Here is a 20,514-nt window from a genome sequence, read left to right on the forward strand (position 1 = left end):
CGGCGATCGATGGAATGCTCCCGCCGCCCGTGGGCAGCGGGAGCGAGGCGGCTCAGTTGCCGTAAGAGATGCGGTAGATCGCGCCGGACGTGTCGTCCGACACCAGCAGCGAACCGTCATTGAGCTGCGCCACCGAGGCCGGGCGGCCAAGATATTCGCCGTTCGGCGTCAGCCAGCCCTCCGCGAACACCTCCGGCTTGCCGGCGGTGCCATCCTCCTTCACCGGTGTGAACATGACCCGTGCGCCCACCGGCGTGGTGCGGTTCCACGAGCCGTGCTGCACCGAGAAGATGCCGCCGCGGTATTTCTGCGGGAACTGCTGGCCGGTATAGAAGGTCATGCCGAGATCGGCGGCGTGCGCCGGCATCTCGACCTCCGGTTTCACCGCGTCGGCCGGCGGCTGCTGGTCCTTGTATTCGGCAGTGCGGACCGAGCCGCCGCCGAAATAGGGAAAGCCGAAATTCTGGCCCGCCTTGGTGGCCCGGTTCAGCTCGCCGGGCGGGATGTCGTCACCCATGCCGTCGACCTGGTTGTCGGTGAACCAGAGGGTCTTGTCCTTCGGGTTGAAGTCCATGCCCACCGAGTTGCGGATGCCCCACGCATAGACCTCTCGGTTCTTGCCATCGCGATCGAAGCGCACGATGCCGCCGATGCCGTTCTTCTTGTAGAGATCGAACTTCTCCGGCGCGAACACGTTGAAGGGGTTTCCGAGCGTGATGTAGAGCTTGTCGTCCGGCCCGATACGGCAGACACGCGCCGTATGGTTGAACGATTCCTCGTTCGGCGGGATCAGGTCGCCCTGCTTGACGACGTTGAAGGCCGCGACGTCCGGCCCCTCATAGAAGAACTCCGCCGCCGGGAAGAGCAGGACACGGTTCTGCTCGGCCACGAACAGGAAGCCGTCCTTGGAGAAGCACACGCCGTGCGGCAGCTTGAACTGGATCGACGGCGCGAAGACCTTCACCTCGTCGGCCACCCGGTCCTTGTCGCGGTCCGTCACCGCCCAGACCTTCGCCTTGCGGGTGCCCACGAAGACGACGCCCGTCGTCGGGCCGACCGCCATCTCGCGCGCATCCGGCACGATGGCGTAGAGCGAGATCTTGAAGCCGTCCGGCAGCTTGATGCCCGAGAGCGTCTTGTTGAACGCATCGACGCGCGGGCCGGTCTGCGGCACCGTCTCCATTTCCATGGAGGCGCCGGTGGACTGGAAATTGGACAGCTTTTCGAGATTGTCGGTCGACTGCTGCGCCTGCGTCGGAGCCGCGATCATCATGACGCCCGCGAGCATGGTCGACGCCAGCAGCACAGCGGAACGCTGGCCACGCCGGATTATGGACATTGGTTTCCTCCTAGAATCCCGGACCTCGTGCGGGTCCGTTGACGCTCGCAGGCTAGCACGCGCCCCGCTGACGTTAAGTCAGAAATCATGCCCTATGCGAATAATTCCTAATAATAATCTTGAAACGATCGCAAACGCCTCGAATATGTAGCATTATAATACTACACGCATTGCCTCTAAATGATAATTTAATTACGAATAATAATGTATTACATAACGAAACCGGTTGCCCTCGCGCGCGCTTGCGCGAGAGGGCCGCATGCGGCCGGTCACCCGCTGTTAGCCAAATGCTGCTAAATCCTGCGCGGAAGCGACGCCCGCCTGCGGGAACCATTCTGTGACGATCTACCTTCCGATTGCGGAACTGCCGGTGAACATCTTCACCCTCCTCGCCATGGGGATCGCGGTGGGCTTCATCTCGGGCATGTTCGGTGTGGGCGGCGGCTTCCTGATGACGCCCCTGCTCATCTTCCTCGGCGTGCCCCCGGCCGTCGCGGTGGCGAGCGTCTCCACCCACATGGCCGCCTCGTCCTTCTCCGGTACGCTGACCTATATGCGGCGCAAGCTGGTGGATGTGCAGCTCGGCCTGGTGCTTCTAACGGGAGGTCTGACAGGAACGCTGGCGGGCGTCGTCACCTTCATGGTGCTGCGCCGCTTCGGCCAGCTCGATCTCGTCATCGCCATCACCTACATCGTCCTTCTCGGCACCATCGGCACGTTGATGGTGGTCGAGAGCCTGCGCGCCCTGCTGCGCGAGTGGCGGGGCGAGAAGGCGAGCGTGAAGCGGCCAGGGGCGCACCCGTGGTTCCTGCGCATGCCGTTCAAGATGCGCTTCCGCCAGTCGCGGATCTATGTCTCCGCCATCCCGGTGGTGACGATCGGCTTCGCCATCGGCTTCCTCGGCGCGCTGATGGGCATCGGCGGCGGCTTCCTGCTGGTGCCGGCGCTCATCTACCTCCTGCGCGTGCCCACGCTGACCTCGGTCGCGACCTCGCTGATGCTCACGCTGGTGACGATGGTCGCCGCCATCGTCATGCACGCGGTGCTCAACCAGACCGTGGACGCCGTTCTCGGGCTCGTCCTGATGGTCGGCGGCACCATCGGCACGCAGTTCGGCACCCGCGCCGGACAGTCGATGAAGGCGGAGAACCTGCGGCTGCTGCTCGGCCTCCTCGTGCTCGCGGTCGGCATCCGCGTGGCGGTGGACCAGACCACCCGCCCGGCCGATCTCTACGCCGTCACCATCGACGAGCGCGCGCGATGAGCCGGGCGCTCGCACTTTTCCTCCTCCTGGCGCTTGCCGCTCCGGCGCAGGCGGAGGGCCTCGTGCTGTCGCTCTCCAAGTCGCGCGTCACCATTACGTCGAGTTTCGCCGGCGAGAGCATTGTACTGTTCGGCGTCATCGGCGCGGACGAGGCACGCCGGGATTCGCGCCTCTATGACGTCGTCGTTACCGTTCGCGGGCCGAACGAGAGCTTCGTCACCTGGCGCAAGGAGCGCCGGCTCGGCCTGTGGGTCAATGTCGACAGTCGTTCCTTTCTCGCGGCCCCTTCCTACCTCGCCGTGCTGAGCAACCGCGATCCCGCCCTGATGGCCGATGCCGAGGTGCTACGGCAGGAGCAGGCCGGCTTCGCCAACAATCACCTGCTTCAGCGCGTGGGCAGCGACTATGCCGACGTCGTAGCGGGCGATCCGTTCCGGCAGGCCTTCCTCCGGGTGAAACAGGCTCAGGGCCTCTATGTCGAGAAGACCGATGGCGTCGAGTTCATCGCGCCGCATGTTTTCCGCGCCGCCATCCCCATCCCCGGCACGGCGCCGATCGGTACCTATGACGTGGTGGTGAAGACCTTCGCCGATGGAGCCCTCTCCGAACGAGGGGCGCTGACGCTGGAAGTGGCGAAGATCGACTTCGAGCAAACCGTCGCCAGCACGGCGCAGGGTCACCCCTGGCTCTATGGCATCGTCACCGCGCTCGGCGCCCTCGCCGTCGGCTTCGTCGCCAACCTCGCTTTCCGGCGCGATTGAAGACCTTCTCCCCGCCCCGTCGCATTCTTGTCCACGGCCTGCACGAAGCGGACGCGGCGGTCTTGCAAAGCGCGGGCCGCCAAAGTAGGTTCCGCGCCGTTCTGGCACGCAGCTGTAGCTCAGTTGGTTAGAGCGCCGGTCTGTGGAACCGGAGGTCGGTGGTTCGAGCCCACCCAGCTGTACCAGATAAGCTTTCACGCACATTTCCGCCCCTAAGCTTCCTGCCGGTATTGCCGGACGGGCCGATTGCGTTCTTCTCGCTTGACCCCTGGCGTCCTCATTCGCCAGAGATGGCGGGAGGAGAGATGGTCATGGCGCGCAATCCGGTCTTTGTCTTCGGCTCGAATCTCGCCGGCATCCACGGCGGCGGCGCCGCCCGCTGGGCCTACGAGAATCGCGGGGCGGAATGGGGCGTCGGCTTCGGCCTCACCGGCACGAGCTTCGCCATTCCGACCAAGGACTGGAACATCGAGACGCTGCCGCTCGGCGAGATCGAGAAATTCGTCCGAAGGTTCCTCAAATTCGCCCGGGCGCGGCCCGATCTCACTTTTCAGCTCACGCCGATCGGCTGCGGCCATGCCGGCTACACGCCGGAGCAGATCGCGCCGATGTTCAAGGAGGCGCCGGAGAACGTGATGCTACCGGACGAGTTCCGCGCCGTTCTCTCGCCCGACAACCCCGACACCGCCAAGGACGGCTAGCGCGCGTCGCAGATGTAGAGCGACATGTCCGCGCCGGCCTCCCGCAGCTCCCGCCACACGTCGGGCCGCACGCGAACGCGCCCGCCCCGCTTGCGTGCATAGGCAGCGGCGAAGGCATCCACCGCACGCGCCCGTTCTTTCGACATGGCCGGACCTCCTCGTCTGAACCGCCGCGCAGCGACCATGCAAGCGCGCGGCCAGATGATGGCCGGTCCGGTGTCTATCGAAGGCGCGAGTTCTGCTCAGGGAGCCAGCACCTCGGCGCCCGCCACCGGCTGTGGATAGGGCAGATCATCCACCAGCTTCGCGCTCGGCTTGTCCTGCGCGAACAGCGGGGCGAGGTCGATGGTCAGATAGTTCAGCCGGTGCGCGTAGTCGGCGATCATCAGGCGGTTATTGGTCAGGTCCTTGACCACTACCCACTGCGTGTAGTCCGAGCCCAGCGTGCCGTCCGGCTGCTTGAACTCGGCGATGCCGAGCGGGATATCGACATTGTTGAGGATGTGACCCACGGCCTGCGCCGCCTCGGCCGCATCTTTCGGTTGGGTGACGTTGTGGCGCAGCATCGTCGCGCGCACGAAGCGCGAGGGCGGCGTGTAGTCGCCCGGCAGGCCGATCAGTCCGCCGCCCTGCCCGAGCTCTGTGACGTTGGTGGTGCCGACCCGCTGGCTCGCCACCGCGACCGTGGAGAGGCTGAGATAGTTGCGCACATTGTTCAGGTGCCAGTCATAGGTCGGCGCGTTGGTCAGCACGTGCGCGGCGTTGTCATGGATCTTCAGCTCGCCGCCGACATATTCGACCACGATGCCCGCGCCGCTCCGGTCGACGAAGACGAAATGCAGCGTCGCCGGCGTCGGGCCGGTAGGCAGCGTATCGTCGGCCCACACCCTCATCCCCGGCAGGGCGGTCCGCAGCTCGGCGACGCTGGCGAAGCCGCCCAGCGCCCAGGCTCCGAAGGTCAGCACGGACTGATAGGCCTTATCGTTCTTCGTCACCGTCTGGTACTGCGTGAAGCCGGGCAGGAAGTTGCCGCTCATGGAGAGGCCTTCGGAATTCTGCCCGTCGAGCAGCGCGCCTCCAGGAATGATGGCCGCGCTCACGCCGACCACCGCGTATTTCGTGGTGAAGCTCACCGGCGGCAGGCCGCTCGCCTTCGGCGCGGTCAGCGTCAGCGTGGTGCCCCTGGGCTGGCTCACCAACGTCCATTTCATGTCGAACGCCCATTCCATGGTGCGTCCGGCAATGACGCTGCCGTCGGCCGCGGCAAGGTCGACCGCGGTACAGGCGACGGACATGTTGATCGTGGCCATCAAGGCCAGCGCGGTCGCGAGAACTCGTTTCATCGTCATTTCCCCCACCCTTGCCGCTCGAGCGCCAGACGGCCTCGACGCGACGAGCCGACGCTGCCACGCGCCGCTTTAAGATCGACTTTCGGCAAGCCCGCCTAAAAGAAAGGCCCGGCGCGAGCGCCGGGCCTGATTGAACCCAACTCCTGCGGCGCCTCAATGCGCCAGCAGCAGCGGCACCGTCATGCGCTCCAGCATGTCGCGCGTGACGCCGCCGAGCACGAATTCGCGCAGCCGCGAATGGCCGTAGCCGCCCATGACCACGATATCGATGTCGCGCGCCGCCACTTCCTTCAGCAGTACGTCGACGATGCTCTCGTCGGCGCCCGGTACCAGCCGGCGCAGCTCGACGGTCTTCTCGTGGCGCGCGAGATGGCGGGCGAGGTCGGCACCGGGAAGATCGATGCCCTTCCGGGACTTGCCGCTGTCCACCACCACCGCCTCGACCAGATTGGCATGGGCGAGCAGGGGACGGGCCTCCGCGACCGCGCGCGCCGACGCGCGCCCGCCGTCCCACGCCACGAGAATGCGCTTGGCGGAGAATGGCTTCTGCTGCTTGCGCGGCACGATCAGCACCGGCCGCCCGGAATCGAACAGCACCGCCTCGGTGATCACCTCTTCGGCGCCCATGCGGTCGGGATCGGCCTGACCGACGATGGCGAGATCATAGAGGCGGGCCATCACGCCGATCTGCTCGGCCGCGCCGCCCGGCGTGCCGTCGATCAGGCGCACTTCGCCGGACAGCCCCACCGAGCGGGCCGCCTCGCCGAAATATTCCACCGCCTGCTGCGCGAGCCGCTGGCTTTCCGCCCGCTGCGCCTCGATGAAATCCGTCGAGAAGGCTTCCGTGTAGACCGGCGGCACATCGATCTCGTAGCTCACCGCCACGCCGGTGAGATGCGCACCCAGCGCCGCCGCGGCCGATGCCGCATAATCCACGGCAACGTCGCCCGGTCCCTCACCCACGCGCAGGCTGACGAGAATGTCCTTGATCATCGGTTCCTCCTCTCTGTCCCTTTGAAATATTGTTCCAATCAAGTGTCGTCCCATTGACGGCCGTCAAGTAGTCCCGCACCGCTTCGGCCCGACGGCGGCAACGGTCGCGCAGCCGCCGCCCGCCGACTATAAGTGCTGTAACTGATGTAGGAATTCGCCGCATGGCCGCCATAGGGCGCGCGCTCGCCATCACCTTCGTGCTTCTGGCCCTGTGGGAAGGCGCCGTCCGGCTGTTCGGCCTGCCGGCCTACATCCTGCCGGGCCCGCTGCGGATCGGCCTCGCCATGTGGAACAACGCGGACATCCTCGCCCACAACGCGGCCATCACGCTGGGCGAGATGTTGCTCGGACTCATCTGCGGCTCGGCGCTGGGCATCGTCTGCGCGCTGGCCATGGCGGCCTCGCCGCTGGCGCGGCGCGCAATGCGGCCGGTGCTGCTGGTGGCGCAGGCGTTGCCGGTGTTCGCCATCGCGCCGCTGCTCGTCATCTGGTTCGGCTTCGGCCTCGCCTCGAAGATCGTGATGGCGAGCCTTATCATCTTCTTTCCCGTCGCCTCGGCCTTCCATGACGGCCTTGCCCGCACCGAGCAGGGCCTCGTCGACCTCGCGCGGCTGAACGGCGCCGGCATCGCGCAGACGCTGCGCTTCATCCGCATTCCCGCCGCCCTGCCGGCGCTGGCCTCGGGCCTGCGCGTCGCCACCGCCGTCTCGCCCATCGGCGCGGTGGTGGGCGAATGGGTCGGCGCCTCGGCGGGCCTGGGCTATCTCATGCTCTACTCCAACGCGCGGATGCAGACCGACATGGTCTTTGCCGCGCTCGCCATCCTGCTCGCCGTGGCGCTCCTGCTCTTCACCCTCGTCGACCGCGTACTGACCCGCCTGCTCCCCTGGGCCCCGGAAACCGTCCTGGCGTAGCCTCCCCGATTGGGCGCATTCCGGCGCTTGGAACAAAGAGGGAACTTTGCCAAGATGCGGCATGGCGATTCACCTCTCCAACTCCGACGCCCGCCGCATCTTTCTTGCCAAGCAGGAACTCAGCCGGGCGCGCGGCAAGCTCACCAAGGCGGGACTGCTGGAACTCGTCCGCGACCTCGGCTTCGTGCAGGTGGACAGCATCGCGACGGTCGAGCGAGCACACCACCATATTCTGTTCTCGCGCAATCCGACCTACCGGCGCGAACATCTTGCCGCCCTGCTTGAGAAGGATGGCGAGCTCTTCGAGCATTGGACGCACGACGCGGCCATCATCCCGAGCGCCTTCTTCGCCTATTGGAAGCACCGCTTCGCCCGGGCCCGCGAGACGCTGGCGGACCGCTGGCGCTCCTGGCACGAGAACGGCTTCGAGAGCTATGTCGACCACGTGCTGGAGCGGGTGCGGGCGGAAGGCCGCCTCATGGCCCGCGACTTCGAGCAGGATACCGAATCCCCGAAGCGCCCGCCGGGTGGCTGGTGGAACTGGCACCCGGAGAAGACCGCGCTCGAATATCACTGGCGCACCGGCAACCTCGCCATCGCCGGGCGCGAAGGCTTCCAGAAGGTCTACGATCTCGCCGAGCGCGTGATCCCCTCCCGCCACTACGGGGGCGAGGTGACGCGTGAGGCCTTCGTCGACTGGGCCTGCACCTCTGCGCTGGAAAGGCTCGGCTTCGCTACCCATGGCGAGATCGCCGCCTTCTGGGGGCTCATCTCGCCGGAGGAAGCCCGCCAGTGGGTGGCCGGCAACGCCGCGCGGCTGGAACCGGTGCTGATCGCCCCGGCGGACGGCTCGCGCCCCCGCGCCTCGCACGCCTTCGCCGGCAGCGCCGAGATTTTCACGACGCTGCCGCCGCCACCCGCCCGACTGCGCGTGCTCAACCCGTTCGACCCGCTGCTGCGCGACCGCAACCGGGCGGAGCGGCTGTTTGGCTTCAATTACCGCATCGAGGTCTTCGTGCCCGCGCCGAAACGGGTCTATGGCTATTACGTCTTCCCCCTGCTGGAGGGTGATCGACTGGTCGGGCGCATCGACATGAAAGCCGACCGCAAGGCCGGCACGCTCGACGTGCGCCGGCTGTGGCTGGAGCCGGGCGTGCGCGCCTCCACGGCCCGCCTTTCCGCCCTCGACGCCGAGCTCTCCCGCCTCGGCCGCTTTGCCGGGGTGGAACGCACCGTCTATCTCGATGGCTGGCGCGGAGAGTGAGCGCCGGCTCCCATTTGCCCTGGCATGCCAGCGATGCTAGCGTGCTGGCGTCCGAGGGGTGTCCCGCCGGCCGAAAGGCCGAAGGGGCTGAGATGGCAACCGCCAGACCCTTTGAACCTGATCCGGGTCATGCCGGCGAAGGGACGGAACGATGGCGGAGCCCGATCCACGCAGAGCGTGGCGCCCGCGCCGGATTTCCCCCGAGAGCTCATGCGCCGGATCTCCAGATGGGAGGAGATCCATGTTCAAGAAATTCGCCGCGCAGACGGCCGGCCTGCTATTCGTCCTCGCGCTCGGCCTCGTCCCCGTCAGCGCCGCCGACAGGCTCACCGTCCTGCTCGACTGGTACGTCAACCCGGACCACGCGCCGCTGATCATCGCGAAGGAGAAGGGTTTCTTCGACGCGCACGGCCTCGATGTCGAGCTGGTGCCGCCCGCCGATCCCTCCGCCCCCCCGCGCCTCGTCGCCGCCGGGCAGGCGGACATCGCGGTCAGCTATCAGCCGAACCTCTATCTCTCGGTGAAGGAGGGGCTGCCGCTCGCGCGCATCGGCACGCTGGTCTCCACCCCGCTCACCGCGCTGGTCGTGCTGAAGGACGGGCCGGTCAAGTCCATCGCCGATCTGAAAGGCAAGACGGTCGGCTATTCCGTGGCCGGTTTCGAGGACGCGCTGCTCGGCACCATGCTGGCGAGCGCCGGGCTCAAGCCGGGCGACGTCACCATGATCAACGTCAATTTCGCCCTCTCGCCCGCCCTCGTCTCCGGCAAGGTCGATGCAGTGATCGGCGCCTATCGCAATTTCGAGCTCACCCAGATCCGGCTGGAGGGCAAGGAAGGCCGCGCTTTCTTCCCCGAAGAGCACGGCGTGCCAGTATTCGACGAGCTCATCTACGTCGCCCACAAGGACAAGCTCGCCGATCCCCGCCTCAAGCGCTTCCTCGCCGCGGTGGAGGACGCCACGATCTATGTCCTCAACCATCCCGACGAGGCATGGGGCATCTTCGTGAAAGCCAACCCCAAGCTCGACGACGAGCTGAACCGCACCGCCTGGACGGACACGCTGCGCCGCTTCGCCCACGCGCCGGCCGCGCTGGACGGCGAACGCTACGCCCGCTTCGGTGAATTCATGAAGAGCCACAAGCTCATCGACACGGTCGAGCCGGTCTCCACCTACGCGCCGGCTCTGCCCTGAGCCGCCCACCTTTCCCGCGGAAACCCCGTCGGCGCATCGCAGGATGCGGCATCGGGACCGCCTGAAAACGGCCCGCGATCCTTCCGGCTCCCGACCTGCAATGCTACCGATGCACCACAGGTCGGGAGCATGGGGGAAGGCATGAAGGCGGGCGCAGGAAACGGAGCTTATTACATCGTGGCCGCGCTGGTCGGCACGGTCGTCGGCGTTCTCGGCTCCGCCTTCCATGCCGGCGTGAATGGGTTGGGGGCCGCCTGGCCCGCCTATCTGCAGGGCACGCTCCGGCTGGAAGGCCCCGCACTCTATGCCGCCGCGGCCGTCGTCGCCGCCATCATGACCCTCGTCTCACTCTGGCTGGTACGCCGCTTCGCGCCGGAGGCCAGCGGCTCGGGCGTGCCGGAGATCGAGGGCGCGATGGAGGGGCTGCGCGAGGTGCGCTGGCATCTCGTGCTGCCGGTGAAGTTCGTCGGCGGTCTGCTGTCGCTCTCCTCCGGCCTGGTTCTCGGCCGGGAAGGACCGACGATCCATATCGGCGCCTCGGTCGCCAAGGCCGCGTCGGACCTGATGAAATGGTCGTCGGAAGACATGCGAGGCCTGCTGGCGGCCGGCGGCGCGGCCGGACTCGCCGCCGCCTTCAACGCTCCCCTGGCCGCGGTACTGTTCGTCATCGAGGAGACGCGGCGGCAATTTCCCTACAGCTCGCGCACCTACATCGCGGTCGTCCTCGCCTCCATCGCGAGCGCCGTGGTGACCGAGTATCTGACCGGCGACACGCCCTACATGCTGCTCGAGGTCTCGACGATGCCCTATGGGCTGCTGCCGGCCTTCATCGGCCTCGGCGTGCTGCTCGGCGTGGTCGGCGTCGCGTTCAACCGTACGCTGGTCTGGTCGCTGGACCGCGTGCGCGCACTCGGCCTGCGGCACTCCTTCTACATCTTCCCCGCCATCGTCGGCCTCATGATCGGCGTACTCGTGCTGGTACTGCCCGAAGCGACGCAGGGCGGCGAACTGCTCGCCGTCGAGCTGACCAGGGAAGGCCGGCCGCTCGCCATCCTCGCCGTCATCGTCCTGCTGCGCTTCGTCATGACCATGGCGAGCTATTCCACCGGCGTCGCCGGCGGCATCTTCGCGCCGATCCTCGCGCTCGCCACCACCGTCGGCCTTTGCTACGGCTCGGCGCTGGCGACCGTGCTGCCCCTGCCCGAGCAGGCGCAGACCGCCTTCGCGATCACGGCCATGGGCGGCCTGTTCGCCGCCACCATCGGCGCGCCGCTGGTCGGGATGGTACTGGTGTTGGAGCTCACCGGCGCCTACGCCGTGCTGGTGCCGGTGATGCTCACCGCCATCTTCGCCAACATGACCTCGCAATGGCTCGGTGGCCGGCCGATCTACGAGATCCTGCTGGAACGCACGCTGGCGATCGAGGCGGAAGGCCGCGCCTCCCACGCGCCGCGCTGAGGTCGCGTCACGCCGTGGCGAGGCGGGCGGCCTCAAGCCGGGCCGGCCCCTGCCCGTCACGCCGCAGCTCAATGTGCCGCTCATGCAGGCCGAGCAGGGTGGAGCGGTGGCCGATCGACAGCAACGCCGTCTCCGGCAGCTTCTCCCGCAGCACGCGATAGAGCGCCGCCTCCCCCGGCTCGTCGAGGGCAGAGGTCGCCTCGTCGAGCAGCAGCACGTCGGGCTTCATCAGCAGGGCGCGGGCGATGGCCAGCCGCTGCTGCTCGCCACCCGACATGATGGCCGGCCACAGGCCCTGTTCGTCCAAACGCGCGGCAAAGCCCGGCAGACCGACGGTCTCCAGCACCTCGCGCAACCGCTCGCTACCGTACTTTCCCTCCGGGTCGGGGTAAGCCAGTGCGCCGCGCAGCGAGCCGATGGGCAGGTAAGGTCGCTGCGGCAGCGTCAGCACGCGCGCGCCCGGCGCACGCGACACCTCGCCACGCCCGTAGGGCCAGATGCCGGCGATGGCGCGGAACAGCGTGCTCTTACCGCTGCCGGAAGGGCCGGTCAGCAGCACGCGCTCGCCCCGGTGGATCTCCAGACCGTCGACGGTGAGCAAGGCCCGCCCGTCCGGCAGGCGGACTTCCATATCGGCAAGCTCCAGAGGTGCGCTCCCTTTCGCCGGCATCTGGCGAAACTGGCTGCGCAGCGTCTCCGCCTGCGTCGCCATCACCGACTTCTCGAAGCCGACCAGACGATCGACCACCGACTTCCATTCCGCCAGCGTCGAATAGGCGCCGATGAAGAAGGAGAACGATCCCTGCACCCGTTCGAAGGCAGAGGAGGTCTGCATGAGCTGGCCGAGCTGGATGGAGCCGAAGAAATAGGCCGGGGCCACGACGACGAAGGGAAAGATCACCGAGAGTTGGCCATAGCCGGCGGTGAACCAGGTCAGCCGCTTCTGGGCGATCATGATGCCCCAGAAATTGTGCACCACATGCCCGAAGCGCCCCAGCAGCCGCTCGCGCTCCACTGGCTCGCCGTTCATCAGCGCGATCTGCTCGCCATTCTCGCGCACGCGCACCAGATCGACGCGGTAATCCGCCTCGTAGCGCTGCTGGTCGAAATTCAACTTCACCAGCACCCGGCCGATGAGATGGGCAATCAGCGTGCCGAGCGCCGCATAGGCGAAGGCCGCCCAGACGAGATAACCGGGAATGTCCCAGCTCTTGCCGAAGAGATTGAACGAGAAATTTCCCGACAGGCCCCAGAGTATCACCGCGAAGGAGGCCAGCGTCATCACCGCGTTGAGCAGCCCGATGAACAGGCTGATGGTCTGGCCGATATAGGTGCGGATGTCCTCGGCGATGCGCTGGTCGGGGTTGTCCGCCGTGTCGCCCTTCAGCCGCATCCGATAGTGCGTCTCATGGGCCAGCCAGGCGGTGAGGTACTTCTCCGTCATCCAGGTGCGCCAGCGGATCTCCAGCCATTGGCGCAGATAGACCTGGTAGACCGCCACGGCGATGGCGCAGGCGGCGTAGAAGGAGAACAGCCAGAGCTGGTGGGTAAAGGCCGCGTAGTCCTTCTCCTGGATCGCGTTGTAGAAGGCGTTGTTCCACTCGTTGATCAGCACGGTCGCGTAGACCCAGCCGACCTCCATCGCGACCACGCCCGCGAGCAGCGCGCCGCCCCGCCATCGGTCCTCGCCACGGAAATAGGGGATGGAAAGCCGCCAGACATCGGCAAGCAGGGAGAGGATGGCGCGCAAGGAAGCTTCTCCGGGAACGGCGGGTTCCCGCCATCTAGGCGCGCCGATACTGGCCGGACAGTGGCCGCCAGATTAAGGTTTGGAGAGGTTTCGGCGCCTGCCCGTTCAGATGAACTTCTTGCGGACGCGCTGGCTGACCATGTCGAGCACGGAAACCGTCAGCACGACGATGATCAGGATCGCGGAGGCCTGCGAATAGAGGAAGCCGCGCATGGTCTCGTTGAAGGTCATGCCGATGCCGCCGCCGCCGACGATGCCGAGCACGGTCGCGGAGCGGACATTGGATTCGAAGCGGTACAGCGCGTAGGAGATCCACAGCGGCAGAACCTGCGGCAGCACGCCGTAGATGATCTCCTGCAGCCAGGTGCCGCCGGTGCCGCGAATGCCCTCCACCGGCGCCGGGTCGATGGCCTCGACCGCCTCGGAGAACAGCTTCGCCACCACGCCCGTGGTGTGCACGAACAGCGCCAGCACGCCGGCGAAGGGGCCGAGGCCCACGGCGGCGATGAAGATCAGCGCGAAGACCAGCTCGTTGATGGCGCGGCAGGCGTCCATCAGCCGGCGCACGAGGAAGACCAGCCAGTGCGGCGCCACGTTGTCGGCCGAGAGAATGCCCAGCGGGATGCCCGCGATCACGGCGAGCAGCGTGCCCCAGATGGCGATCGCCAGCGTCTCCAGCATGGCGTTCACATAGACGTCCCAGTCGGTGAAGTCGGGACGCAGGAAGTCGGCACCGAGGGTCGCCATGTTGCCGGCGTCGCGCATCAGCTGCGCCGGGTTCATCTCTGCCTCGTGCCAGGCAAAGACCAGGATGACAACGGCGACGGCGGCGAGCGCGAGATGCGTCAGCCGCGTGGCGAGCGGCGTCACCGGCGGGGCCGGCATGGTGCGCTCGACAGCACGCTCGGCAGCGCGATGGGCGGAACGGTCGGTCTCGGTGGCAAACATCGCGGTGTCCCTGTCGTCAGCCCGGCCGCGTCGAGGCGGCGGCAAGGATCATGTCCCGTTGCCGGGCGTCTCGGTTCGGCGGTCTCGGCCGATGATCCGGCCGTGGTCTCGGTCGTCTTCTTGCGGCGATCCCGGAGACGGCCTTTCAGCCGCTCCGGGACCCGTCTTTCCGGCAGGCATGGCAGGCGCACCGCGCCCGCCGCGGCTCACATGGCCGGCAGCTTCTTCTGCTGGGCCTCGAGATCGGCGAGCTGGGCGTCGATTTTCTTGAGCTGCGCGACCTTGTCGTCGGCCGAGATCTTCTCGTCCTTCTCGACCTTCACGCGGGTCTTGAACAGCTCGAGCTGGCGGATCGGGAGAAGCTGGGCGTCGGAGGAGGCGAGGAAGGGACCCCAGCCGTCCGAGGTCTTGGCCAGGACTTCACGCGCATGCGCGACTTCTTCCGGCGTGCCGTTGCGGCCATAGGTCATGAAGAAGGTGTAGATCTTGGCCTTCAGGTCGGCCGGCAGGTCCTTGCGCCACACGATCGGATCGCCGGCGATCATCGGCGAGCGCCACACTTCCTTGATCTTCTTCGCCTCTTCCGGACGGGTCGCCTGGAGGCGCGAGACGTTCTCGGTGTTGTTGGTGGCGAAATCGACCTGCTTGTTGGCGACCGCCAGCAGGTTACCCTCGTGGTTCGAGGTCACGACACGCTTGTAGCACTTGTTCGGGTCGACATTGTTCAGCGCGAACACATAGTAGCTCGGGACGAGGAAGCCCGAGGTGGAGTTCGGATCGCCGTTGCCGAAGTTGTAGCCCTTCGAGCAGTCGAGCACGTCCTTGAGATCGTTGATGTCGTTGCGGTCGACATTGGTGACGATCAGCGAATAGTAACCCGAGGAACCGTCCGGCTTGGCGGTCTTCACGAAGACTTCGCCGTTGGCGCGGTCCACCGCTTCCATGGCCGACTTGTTGCCGAACCAGCCGATATCGACCTTCTTGAAGCGCATACCCTCGATCACGCCGGCATAGTCGCCGACGAAGAAGGGCTTCACCGGCACGCCGATCGCCTTCTCGAGATCCTTCAGAAGGGGCTCGAAGCTCTTGGCGAGGTTGGCGGAGGACTCGGTGGAGATGAAGCCGAAGTTCAGCTCCTTCACTTCCTCGGCACGCGCCGGAGCGCTGGCGAGGGCAGCCAGCGCAAGGCCGGCGACGATCAGGCGTTTCATGGACGTAGCTCCTGTCAGGATACGGTCTGGGAAAGGACGGCCTCGGCCGGCGGCGGCGTCACCGCGAACTGGCTCGGCAGGATCAGTTCCTCGGCGCTGGCGCCATAGAGTTCGGTAAGGAAGCCGGCGTTGATGCGGGAAGCCGGGCCGTCGAACACGACGCGGCCGGCATTCATCGCGATCACGCGGTCGAAATAGGTCGTCGCGTAGTCCACCTGATGCAGCGAGACGACCAGCGCGATGCCGTGGTCGCGGCTCATCGTCACCAGCGTGTCCATCACGCGCTTGGCCGACTTCGGGTCGAGCGAGGCGATGGGCTCGTCCGCCAGAACGAGCCGGGCACCCTGCACCAGGGCGCGGGCGATGGCGACGCGCTGCTGCTGGCCACCGGAAAGCTCGCGCGCACGCTTGGCGGCGTGCTGGGCGATGCCGACCTCGGCAAGGGCCGCATAGGCGGTGCGACGCTCGTCGGAATTGAAGAGGCCGAGTGTGCCGCGCAGTGCGTTCATCCGCCCCAGCGCGCCCACCATCACATTGGTCATCACCGACAGGCGCCCGGCGAGAGCGAACTGCTGGAAGACGAGGCCGATGTTGCGGCGCGCCGAACGTACCTCGGCAGACAGTCGGCCGGCTTCCTGCACCTTGACGCCGAAGGCATGCACGGCGCCGGTGCCCCGCCCTTGCGAGTCGGCGAGGATCAGCCCGGAAGCGAGCCGGATCAGCGTCGATTTTCCCGAGCCCGAAGCGCCGATCAGCGCCACGCGTTCGCCTTCCCGTATCGTGAGCGAGACATCGTCCACGGCGCGCATCGCGCCGTAGGTCTTGCTCACACGATCGAGTTGCAGCGCTGCCGCCATCGGATCTCCCGCCGGCCTGTTGAAGTCCGGCTTGGGGTAGCGGCGCGTCGTGACGGGTGGATGAAGCTGATGTTACAGTTCCGTGACGAGCCACCGACGGGGCATGGCGTGCCCTTGCGCGTCGTGGGCGCCCATCCCGCTGGAGTCGGGCGCGCCATCACCTTTTTTTTCGCGAAGACTCTTACTCCCCTGACGGAAACGGCGAGGACGACGCCCTCGCCGTCGTTGACTCTGCCTCGCACGCGTTCGCACATTCGCGCGGGGTCCGCGTGGTCGGAACGGTGGGGGATTCGATGTATTATGTGATCGTCTTGCTGACGATGGTGGTCGCGCCGCTGATCAGCATCGGCACGGAGATGGCCACGACCACGGGCATTGGCGGCTTCCTCGCCGTGGCCACCAAGTGGTTCGTCTTCTGGGCGGTCGGCGTGCGCCTGCTCGTCGCCGGCCTCTCGCAGATCTTCCGGCCCGGCTACACGGCGAAGACGATCCTCGGCATCGACGAGCCGCGCGTGCACGTGCTGGCGCAGGAACTCGGCTTCGCCAACGTGTCGACGGGCCTCGCCGGCGTGCTGTCGATCGTCTTCTCGATCTGGGCGCTGCCCGTCGCCTTCATCGGCGGGCTGTTCCTCGGCCTCGCCGGCGTCAACCACCTCCTGCGCCCGAACCGGAACATGCGCGAGAATGTGGCGATGATCACCGATTTCTGGGGCGCCATCGTCCTGCTCGCCGCCTTCGTGCTCAGCCTGTTCTAGCGCTGGCGGAAGCCCACATAGCCGCCCTCCCCGTCGAACAGCACGTCATAGCCGTTCAGCAGGTGGAAACTGGTGTTGACGAAAGTCCGGTCCTCCGCCACCCGCAGGTGGATGGCGCTCGGGGCGAGCGGTGAGCCGTCTCCCACCGCGAAGCCGTAGAGCGGGAAGGCCGCCTCGCCCCGGCCGACGCGGATCGCCACCTGCGTGCCCGGCGGCAGCGTGCCTTCGGCACCGGCGGCCTGCGCAGCCGGCACGGTCATGTACATGACCGACACGCCGGTATCGACGAGCGCCGTGCCACACGCCGGCGGCGTTGCTCCACCGAGCGAGATGCAGGCCGGCGTCGCCTGCCAGTCCGTCCCGTCCGGCCGGCGGTCGAGCTTGAGGTAGCGGAAGGCCTCGCGCGTGTTGGCGGGGGTGAGGCCGACATGCACGCCCTCGGAGGCGAGGATATAGCCCTGCCGGCGGGGCCCCGCGCCGCCCGCGATGCGCAGCAGCGGGTTCTTGTCCGGCGTGCTCTGGTTCTGCTGGTCGCCCTCGCGGGCGAAACCGACACCCACCATGGCGACGTTGCGCGGGCTGGTCGTCGGCGTGCAGTCGCGCGCACGGTCGAGGCACTGCACCTCGGTCACCACCAGCACCGGCATCGGCTCGGTCTGCACGCTCGCCCCCTCGCGGCCGACCAGCGACACAGGCGTCACGACCCACTGCCCGAGCATCACGCGGCCGGAGCTCGTATAGGTGAGCCGGGCCGGCCCCTGCGACGGCAATTGTTCGAAGCCGGGCAGGAATTCCGCCGCGACCACGATCCCCGTCGAGCCGGAATCGAGCTCCGCCCGCAACGGCTCGCCGCCGAAGGAGACGCCGATGCGCGGTACGGCGTCGAGCGCGCCCGGCTCGGCATTCAGGTAGCGCAGGAACAATCCTTCGCGGTAGCGGCCGTAGTCGGGTGCTTCCTGGGCCACGGCGGAGGAAGCAAGGCCGGCGACGAGAAGCGCTGCGAGAAGCCGTGCCGGCATGCCAGCCTCACATGTTCGGGTAGTTCGGACCGCCGCCGCCCTCGGGCGCCACCCAGGTGATGTTCTGGTTGGGGTCCTTGATGTCGCACGTCTTGCAGTGAACGCAATTCTGCGCGTTGATCACGTAGCGCGCGCCGCCGGACGCCTCCCCCTCCTCGACCCATTCATAGACCCCTGCCGGGCAATAGCGGGCCGAGGGGCCGCCATAGACCTCGTGCTCCGACGCCTTCTGCAGCGCCGGGTCGGCGACCTTGAGGTGGATCGGCTGATCCTCCTCGTGATTGGTGTTCGACAGGAACACGGAGGAGAGCCGGTCGAATGAGACGACGCCGTCGGGCCGGGGATAATCGATCCTCTGCGCCTTGTCGGCCGGCGCCAGCGTCGCGTGGTCCGGCTTGCCGTGACCGAGCGTGCCGAAGAGCGAAAAACCGAAAAGCGTGTTCGTCCACATGTCGAGCCCGCCCAACGCGATGCCGACATAGGTACCGAATTTCGACCAGAGCGGCTTGGCATTGCGCACCTTCCACAGGTCGCGGCCAATATCGGAGCCGCGCCATCCGGCCTCGTAGCCCTCCAATACGTCGTGCGCGCGGCCGTCGGCGAGGGCCCTCGCCACCTCCTCGGCGGCGAGCATGCCCGAGAGCACCGCGTTGTGGCTGCCCTTGATGCGCGGCACGTTGACGAAGCCGGCCGCACAGCCGACGAGCGCCCCGCCGGGGAAGACCAGCTTCGGCACCGACTGGAAGCCTCCCTCGGTGATCGCCCGCGCGCCGTAGGAGATGCGCTTGCCGCCCTCCAGCGTCCCGCGCACCAGCGGATGCGTCTTGAAGCGCTGGAATTCCTCGAACGGCGCGATCCAGGGATTGGCGTAGTTGAGGTGGACGACGAAGCCCACCATCACCTGATTATCCTCCATATGGTAGAGGAACGAACCGCCGCCGGTCGCGCTGTCGAGCGGCCAGCCGAAGGAATGCTGCACCAGCCCGGGCCGGTGCTTCTCCGGCGGCACGGTCCACAGCTCCTTCAGCCCGATGCCGAACTTCTGCGGCTCGCGCCCCGCACCGAGATCGTAGCGGGCGATGAGCTGCTTGGAGAGCTGGCCGCGCGCGCCTTCCGCGAACAGCGTGTATTTGGCGCGCAGCTCCATCCCGCGGGTGAAGCGGTCGGTGATCTCGCCGTCGCGGCCGATCCCCATGTCGCCGGTGGCGATGCCGACGACCTTGGACGGGTCGGCCTCGTCATAGAGCACCTCGGCGGCGGCGAAGCCGGGATAGATCTCCACGCCCAGCGCCTCGGCCTTCGCTGCCAGCCAGCGACAGACATTGCCGAGCGAGCCGATATAGGCGCCGTGATTGTTCATCAGCGGCGGCATCAGCGCGTTGGGCAGCCGCAGCGCACCGGCAGGGCCGAGGAAATAGAAGCGGTCGTCCGTCACCGGCGTCTTCAGCGGCGCGTCGGGATCCTCGCGCCAGTCGGGGAACAGCCGGTCGAGACCCACGGGGTCGATCACCGCGCCGGAAAGGATGTGCGCGCCGACCTCCGAGCCCTTCTCAACCACCACGACGGCGAGATCCTCGGCGAGTTGCTTCAGCCGGATCGCCGCAGCGAGGCCGGCCGGGCCCGCGCCGACGATCACGACATCAAACTCCATGGCCTCGCGAGCCGGCATTTCTGCCGCGTCCATTTCCTGCCTCCGCCGACGCAACCTGCTGATTGGACTTCTTCCACGCTTGTCCCGGCCTGACAACCGTCCGTCCGACGGATAGGATGAGCGAACCGACGCGAAGAATGCCCCTTATGAGTTCGATACTTAGCCGCCACGACACGATTGCCGACAACCTCGCCTTCCACCTGGAGGCGGGCGTCGATGTCGCGTTGGGTGACGAGCCGGTCGACCGCTTCGCCGAAAGCGCCGCCGAACGCAGCGCCGCTGCCGCCCGCCTCGCCACACGACCGGCGGAAGGGGCCGGCCCGCGCACTGCGACCGCTCCTCCCGCCTTCACCTCCCCGCGCCCCGCCTCCGCTCCGCACCGCGCGCCCTCGGGACCGCAGCCCAGTCCGGCCCTGCCGGGCGAGGCACCACCGCCGCCCGACCTCGCCGCCGTCGAGGCCCGCGAGGCCGCCGCGAGCGCACCGACCCTCGAGGCCCTGCGCGAACTGCTGGAGCGCTTCGACGGCTGCCCGCTCAAGCACACCGCCACGCGGCTCGTCTTCGCCGACGGCAACCCGAAGGCGCGGCTCATGCTGGTCGGCGAGGCGCCCGGTCGCGACGAAGATATCGAGGGCAAGCCCTTCGTCGGCCGCTCCGGCAAGCTGCTCGACCGCATGCTGGCCGCCATCGGCATCGACCGCACGGCCGCCTACATCGCCAACGTCGTGCCGTGGCGTCCGCCCGGCAACCGCACCCCGACCCCGCAGGAGACCGCTATCTGCCTGCCCTTCATCCGGCGGCAGATTGAACTGGCGAATCCCGACGTACTGGTCTGTCTCGGCGGCCCCTCGGCCCAGACGCTGCTCGGCATCCGTGACGGCATCACCAAGGCACGCGGCCGCTGGATGGATTACGACACTGGCACGCGCGTCATTCCCGCGCTCGCCACCTTCCACCCGGCCTATCTGCTGCGCACGCCGCTCGGCAAGCGCATGGCCTGGCGCGACATGCTGGCCATAGAGAGCCGCCTCGCCGCGCTGCCGGCGCGCTCGAACGACTGACGCCCGCTCCCGCACGACGGGAATATC

Annotated in this window: 19 protein-coding genes, 1 tRNA gene and 1 riboswitch; of the genes, 10 read left to right on the plus strand and 10 right to left on the minus strand. The window is 67.3% G+C overall.

What is annotated here, in order from left to right:
* Window positions 1-52: 52 nt before the first annotated feature.
* The gene (locus FO470_RS12065) at window positions 53-1,339 is read right to left on the minus strand and encodes a PQQ-dependent sugar dehydrogenase (RefSeq protein WP_144343195.1); all 1,287 of its coding nucleotides are present in this window, start codon (window positions 1,337-1,339) and stop codon (window positions 53-55) included.
* Window positions 1,340-1,676: 337 nt separating this feature from the next.
* Between FO470_RS12065 and FO470_RS12070 the strand changes: the two genes are divergently transcribed.
* The 4 genes from FO470_RS12070 to FO470_RS12085 all read left to right on the plus strand — a co-directional run bounded on the left by FO470_RS12070 (window position 1,677) and on the right by FO470_RS12085 (window position 4,065).
* On the plus strand, window positions 1,677-2,603 hold the full coding sequence (locus FO470_RS12070; RefSeq protein ID WP_144343196.1) for a sulfite exporter TauE/SafE family protein: 927 nt from the start codon (window positions 1,677-1,679) through the stop codon (window positions 2,601-2,603).
* Window positions 2,600-3,364, plus strand: coding sequence for a TIGR02186 family protein (locus tag FO470_RS12075; RefSeq protein WP_144343197.1), 765 nt, complete (start codon window positions 2,600-2,602; stop codon window positions 3,362-3,364). The genes FO470_RS12070 and FO470_RS12075 overlap by 4 nt, the downstream gene beginning before the upstream one ends.
* A gap of 108 nt (window positions 3,365-3,472) precedes the next feature.
* Window positions 3,473-3,549 (plus strand) — tRNA-His (locus FO470_RS12080).
* A 126-nt stretch (window positions 3,550-3,675) separates the two neighbouring features.
* Entirely contained in the window at window positions 3,676-4,065 is a 390-nt protein-coding gene (locus FO470_RS12085; protein WP_144343198.1) for an A1S_2505 family phage non-structural protein, read from the plus strand.
* On the opposite strand, the gene FO470_RS12090 is transcribed toward FO470_RS12085, so the two are convergent.
* From FO470_RS12090 to FO470_RS12100, 3 genes are all read right to left on the minus strand, one after another.
* Window positions 4,062-4,211, minus strand: coding sequence for a hypothetical protein (locus tag FO470_RS12090; RefSeq protein WP_186291937.1), 150 nt, complete (start codon window positions 4,209-4,211; stop codon window positions 4,062-4,064). The two genes, FO470_RS12085 and FO470_RS12090, sit on opposite strands and share 4 nt — an antisense overlap.
* A gap of 96 nt (window positions 4,212-4,307) precedes the next feature.
* A complete protein-coding gene (locus FO470_RS12095) occupies window positions 4,308-5,408 on the minus strand; it encodes a choloylglycine hydrolase family protein (protein ID WP_144343200.1) in 1,101 nt (366 codons plus the stop codon).
* Between the two features lie 159 nt (window positions 5,409-5,567).
* Window positions 5,568-6,407, minus strand: a complete 840-nt coding sequence (locus FO470_RS12100; RefSeq protein WP_144343201.1) for a universal stress protein — start codon at window positions 6,405-6,407, stop codon at window positions 5,568-5,570.
* A gap of 161 nt (window positions 6,408-6,568) precedes the next feature.
* Between FO470_RS12100 and FO470_RS12105 the strand changes: the two genes are divergently transcribed.
* The 4 genes from FO470_RS12105 to clcA all read left to right on the plus strand — a co-directional run bounded on the left by FO470_RS12105 (window position 6,569) and on the right by clcA (window position 11,235).
* A complete protein-coding gene (locus tag FO470_RS12105) occupies window positions 6,569-7,321 on the plus strand; it encodes an ABC transporter permease (RefSeq protein WP_144343202.1) in 753 nt (250 codons plus the stop codon).
* A gap of 61 nt (window positions 7,322-7,382) precedes the next feature.
* The gene (locus tag FO470_RS12110) at window positions 7,383-8,585 is read left to right on the plus strand and encodes a winged helix-turn-helix domain-containing protein (RefSeq protein ID WP_144343203.1); all 1,203 of its coding nucleotides are present in this window, start codon (window positions 7,383-7,385) and stop codon (window positions 8,583-8,585) included.
* Window positions 8,586-8,629: 44 nt separating this feature from the next.
* Window positions 8,630-8,746, plus strand: a riboswitch (TPP riboswitch).
* 80 nt (window positions 8,747-8,826) lie between these two features.
* The gene (locus FO470_RS12115; RefSeq protein WP_144343204.1) at window positions 8,827-9,777 is read left to right on the plus strand and encodes an ABC transporter substrate-binding protein; all 951 of its coding nucleotides are present in this window, start codon (window positions 8,827-8,829) and stop codon (window positions 9,775-9,777) included.
* Window positions 9,778-9,954: 177 nt separating this feature from the next.
* A complete protein-coding gene (gene clcA / locus FO470_RS12120) occupies window positions 9,955-11,235 on the plus strand; it encodes a H(+)/Cl(-) exchange transporter ClcA (protein ID WP_246659572.1) in 1,281 nt (426 codons plus the stop codon).
* Between the two features lie 7 nt (window positions 11,236-11,242).
* Here clcA and FO470_RS12125 read toward each other — a convergent pair whose 3' ends face one another.
* From FO470_RS12125 to phnC, 4 genes are all read right to left on the minus strand, one after another.
* Entirely contained in the window at window positions 11,243-12,985 is a 1,743-nt protein-coding gene (locus FO470_RS12125) for an ABC transporter ATP-binding protein/permease (RefSeq protein ID WP_144343206.1), read from the minus strand.
* Between the two features lie 105 nt (window positions 12,986-13,090).
* A complete protein-coding gene (gene phnE, locus FO470_RS12130; protein WP_144343207.1) occupies window positions 13,091-13,933 on the minus strand; it encodes a phosphonate ABC transporter, permease protein PhnE in 843 nt (280 codons plus the stop codon).
* A gap of 206 nt (window positions 13,934-14,139) precedes the next feature.
* A complete protein-coding gene (gene phnD / locus FO470_RS12135; RefSeq protein ID WP_144343208.1) occupies window positions 14,140-15,144 on the minus strand; it encodes a phosphonate ABC transporter substrate-binding protein in 1,005 nt (334 codons plus the stop codon).
* 14 nt (window positions 15,145-15,158) lie between these two features.
* Window positions 15,159-16,001, minus strand: a complete 843-nt coding sequence (gene phnC, locus FO470_RS12140) for a phosphonate ABC transporter ATP-binding protein (protein ID WP_144343209.1) — start codon at window positions 15,999-16,001, stop codon at window positions 15,159-15,161.
* A 293-nt stretch (window positions 16,002-16,294) separates the two neighbouring features.
* Here phnC and FO470_RS12145 point away from each other — a divergent pair, with 293 nt between their 5' ends.
* Window positions 16,295-16,756 carry a DUF6790 family protein gene (locus FO470_RS12145; RefSeq protein WP_144343210.1) on the plus strand — a complete coding sequence of 154 codons (462 nt, stop codon included), beginning with the start codon at window positions 16,295-16,297 and terminating at the stop codon, window positions 16,754-16,756.
* Here FO470_RS12145 and FO470_RS19695 read toward each other — a convergent pair.
* The gene (locus FO470_RS19695) at window positions 16,753-17,775 is read right to left on the minus strand and encodes a hypothetical protein (RefSeq protein WP_246659573.1); all 1,023 of its coding nucleotides are present in this window, start codon (window positions 17,773-17,775) and stop codon (window positions 16,753-16,755) included. The two genes, FO470_RS12145 and FO470_RS19695, sit on opposite strands and share 4 nt — an antisense overlap.
* A 7-nt stretch (window positions 17,776-17,782) precedes the next feature.
* Entirely contained in the window at window positions 17,783-19,459 is a 1,677-nt protein-coding gene (locus tag FO470_RS12155) for an electron transfer flavoprotein-ubiquinone oxidoreductase (protein ID WP_144343211.1), read from the minus strand.
* A gap of 104 nt (window positions 19,460-19,563) precedes the next feature.
* Here FO470_RS12155 and FO470_RS12160 point away from each other — a divergent pair, with 104 nt between their 5' ends.
* Window positions 19,564-20,487 carry a uracil-DNA glycosylase gene (locus tag FO470_RS12160; RefSeq protein WP_144343212.1) on the plus strand — a complete coding sequence of 308 codons (924 nt, stop codon included), beginning with the start codon at window positions 19,564-19,566 and terminating at the stop codon, window positions 20,485-20,487.
* Window positions 20,488-20,514 lie beyond the last annotated feature (27 nt).

This window comes from Ancylobacter moscoviensis (assembly GCF_007559435.1).
GTDB classification, from domain to species: Bacteria; Pseudomonadota; Alphaproteobacteria; order Rhizobiales; family Xanthobacteraceae; genus Ancylobacter; species Ancylobacter moscoviensis.

Excerpts from the sequence above, each read along its gene's own strand:
- FO470_RS12065 (WP_144343195.1), bottom strand. The coding sequence starts at position 1,339 with ATGTCCATAATCCGGCGTGGCCAGCGTTCCGCTGTGCTGCTGGCGTCG.
- FO470_RS12145 (WP_144343210.1), top strand. The coding sequence starts at position 16,295 with ATGTATTATGTGATCGTCTTGCTGACGATGGTGGTCGCGCCGCTGATC.
- FO470_RS12155 (WP_144343211.1), bottom strand. The coding sequence starts at position 19,459 with ATGGACGCGGCAGAAATGCCGGCTCGCGAGGCCATGGAGTTTGATGTC.
- phnC (WP_144343209.1), bottom strand. The coding sequence starts at position 16,001 with ATGGCGGCAGCGCTGCAACTCGATCGTGTGAGCAAGACCTACGGCGCG.
- FO470_RS12110 (WP_144343203.1), top strand. The coding sequence starts at position 7,383 with ATGGCGATTCACCTCTCCAACTCCGACGCCCGCCGCATCTTTCTTGCC.
- FO470_RS12160 (WP_144343212.1), top strand. The coding sequence starts at position 19,564 with ATGCCCCTTATGAGTTCGATACTTAGCCGCCACGACACGATTGCCGAC.
- FO470_RS12115 (WP_144343204.1), top strand. The coding sequence starts at position 8,827 with ATGTTCAAGAAATTCGCCGCGCAGACGGCCGGCCTGCTATTCGTCCTC.
- phnD (WP_144343208.1), bottom strand. The coding sequence starts at position 15,144 with ATGAAACGCCTGATCGTCGCCGGCCTTGCGCTGGCTGCCCTCGCCAGC.
- phnE (WP_144343207.1), bottom strand. The coding sequence starts at position 13,933 with ATGTTTGCCACCGAGACCGACCGTTCCGCCCATCGCGCTGCCGAGCGT.
- FO470_RS12100 (WP_144343201.1), bottom strand. The coding sequence starts at position 6,407 with ATGATCAAGGACATTCTCGTCAGCCTGCGCGTGGGTGAGGGACCGGGC.
- FO470_RS12095 (WP_144343200.1), bottom strand. The coding sequence starts at position 5,408 with ATGAAACGAGTTCTCGCGACCGCGCTGGCCTTGATGGCCACGATCAAC.
- FO470_RS19695 (WP_246659573.1), bottom strand. The coding sequence starts at position 17,775 with ATGCCGGCACGGCTTCTCGCAGCGCTTCTCGTCGCCGGCCTTGCTTCC.
- FO470_RS12075 (WP_144343197.1), top strand. The coding sequence starts at position 2,600 with ATGAGCCGGGCGCTCGCACTTTTCCTCCTCCTGGCGCTTGCCGCTCCG.
- FO470_RS12085 (WP_144343198.1), top strand. The coding sequence starts at position 3,676 with ATGGCGCGCAATCCGGTCTTTGTCTTCGGCTCGAATCTCGCCGGCATC.
- FO470_RS12105 (WP_144343202.1), top strand. The coding sequence starts at position 6,569 with ATGGCCGCCATAGGGCGCGCGCTCGCCATCACCTTCGTGCTTCTGGCC.
- FO470_RS12090 (WP_186291937.1), bottom strand. The coding sequence starts at position 4,211 with ATGTCGAAAGAACGGGCGCGTGCGGTGGATGCCTTCGCCGCTGCCTAT.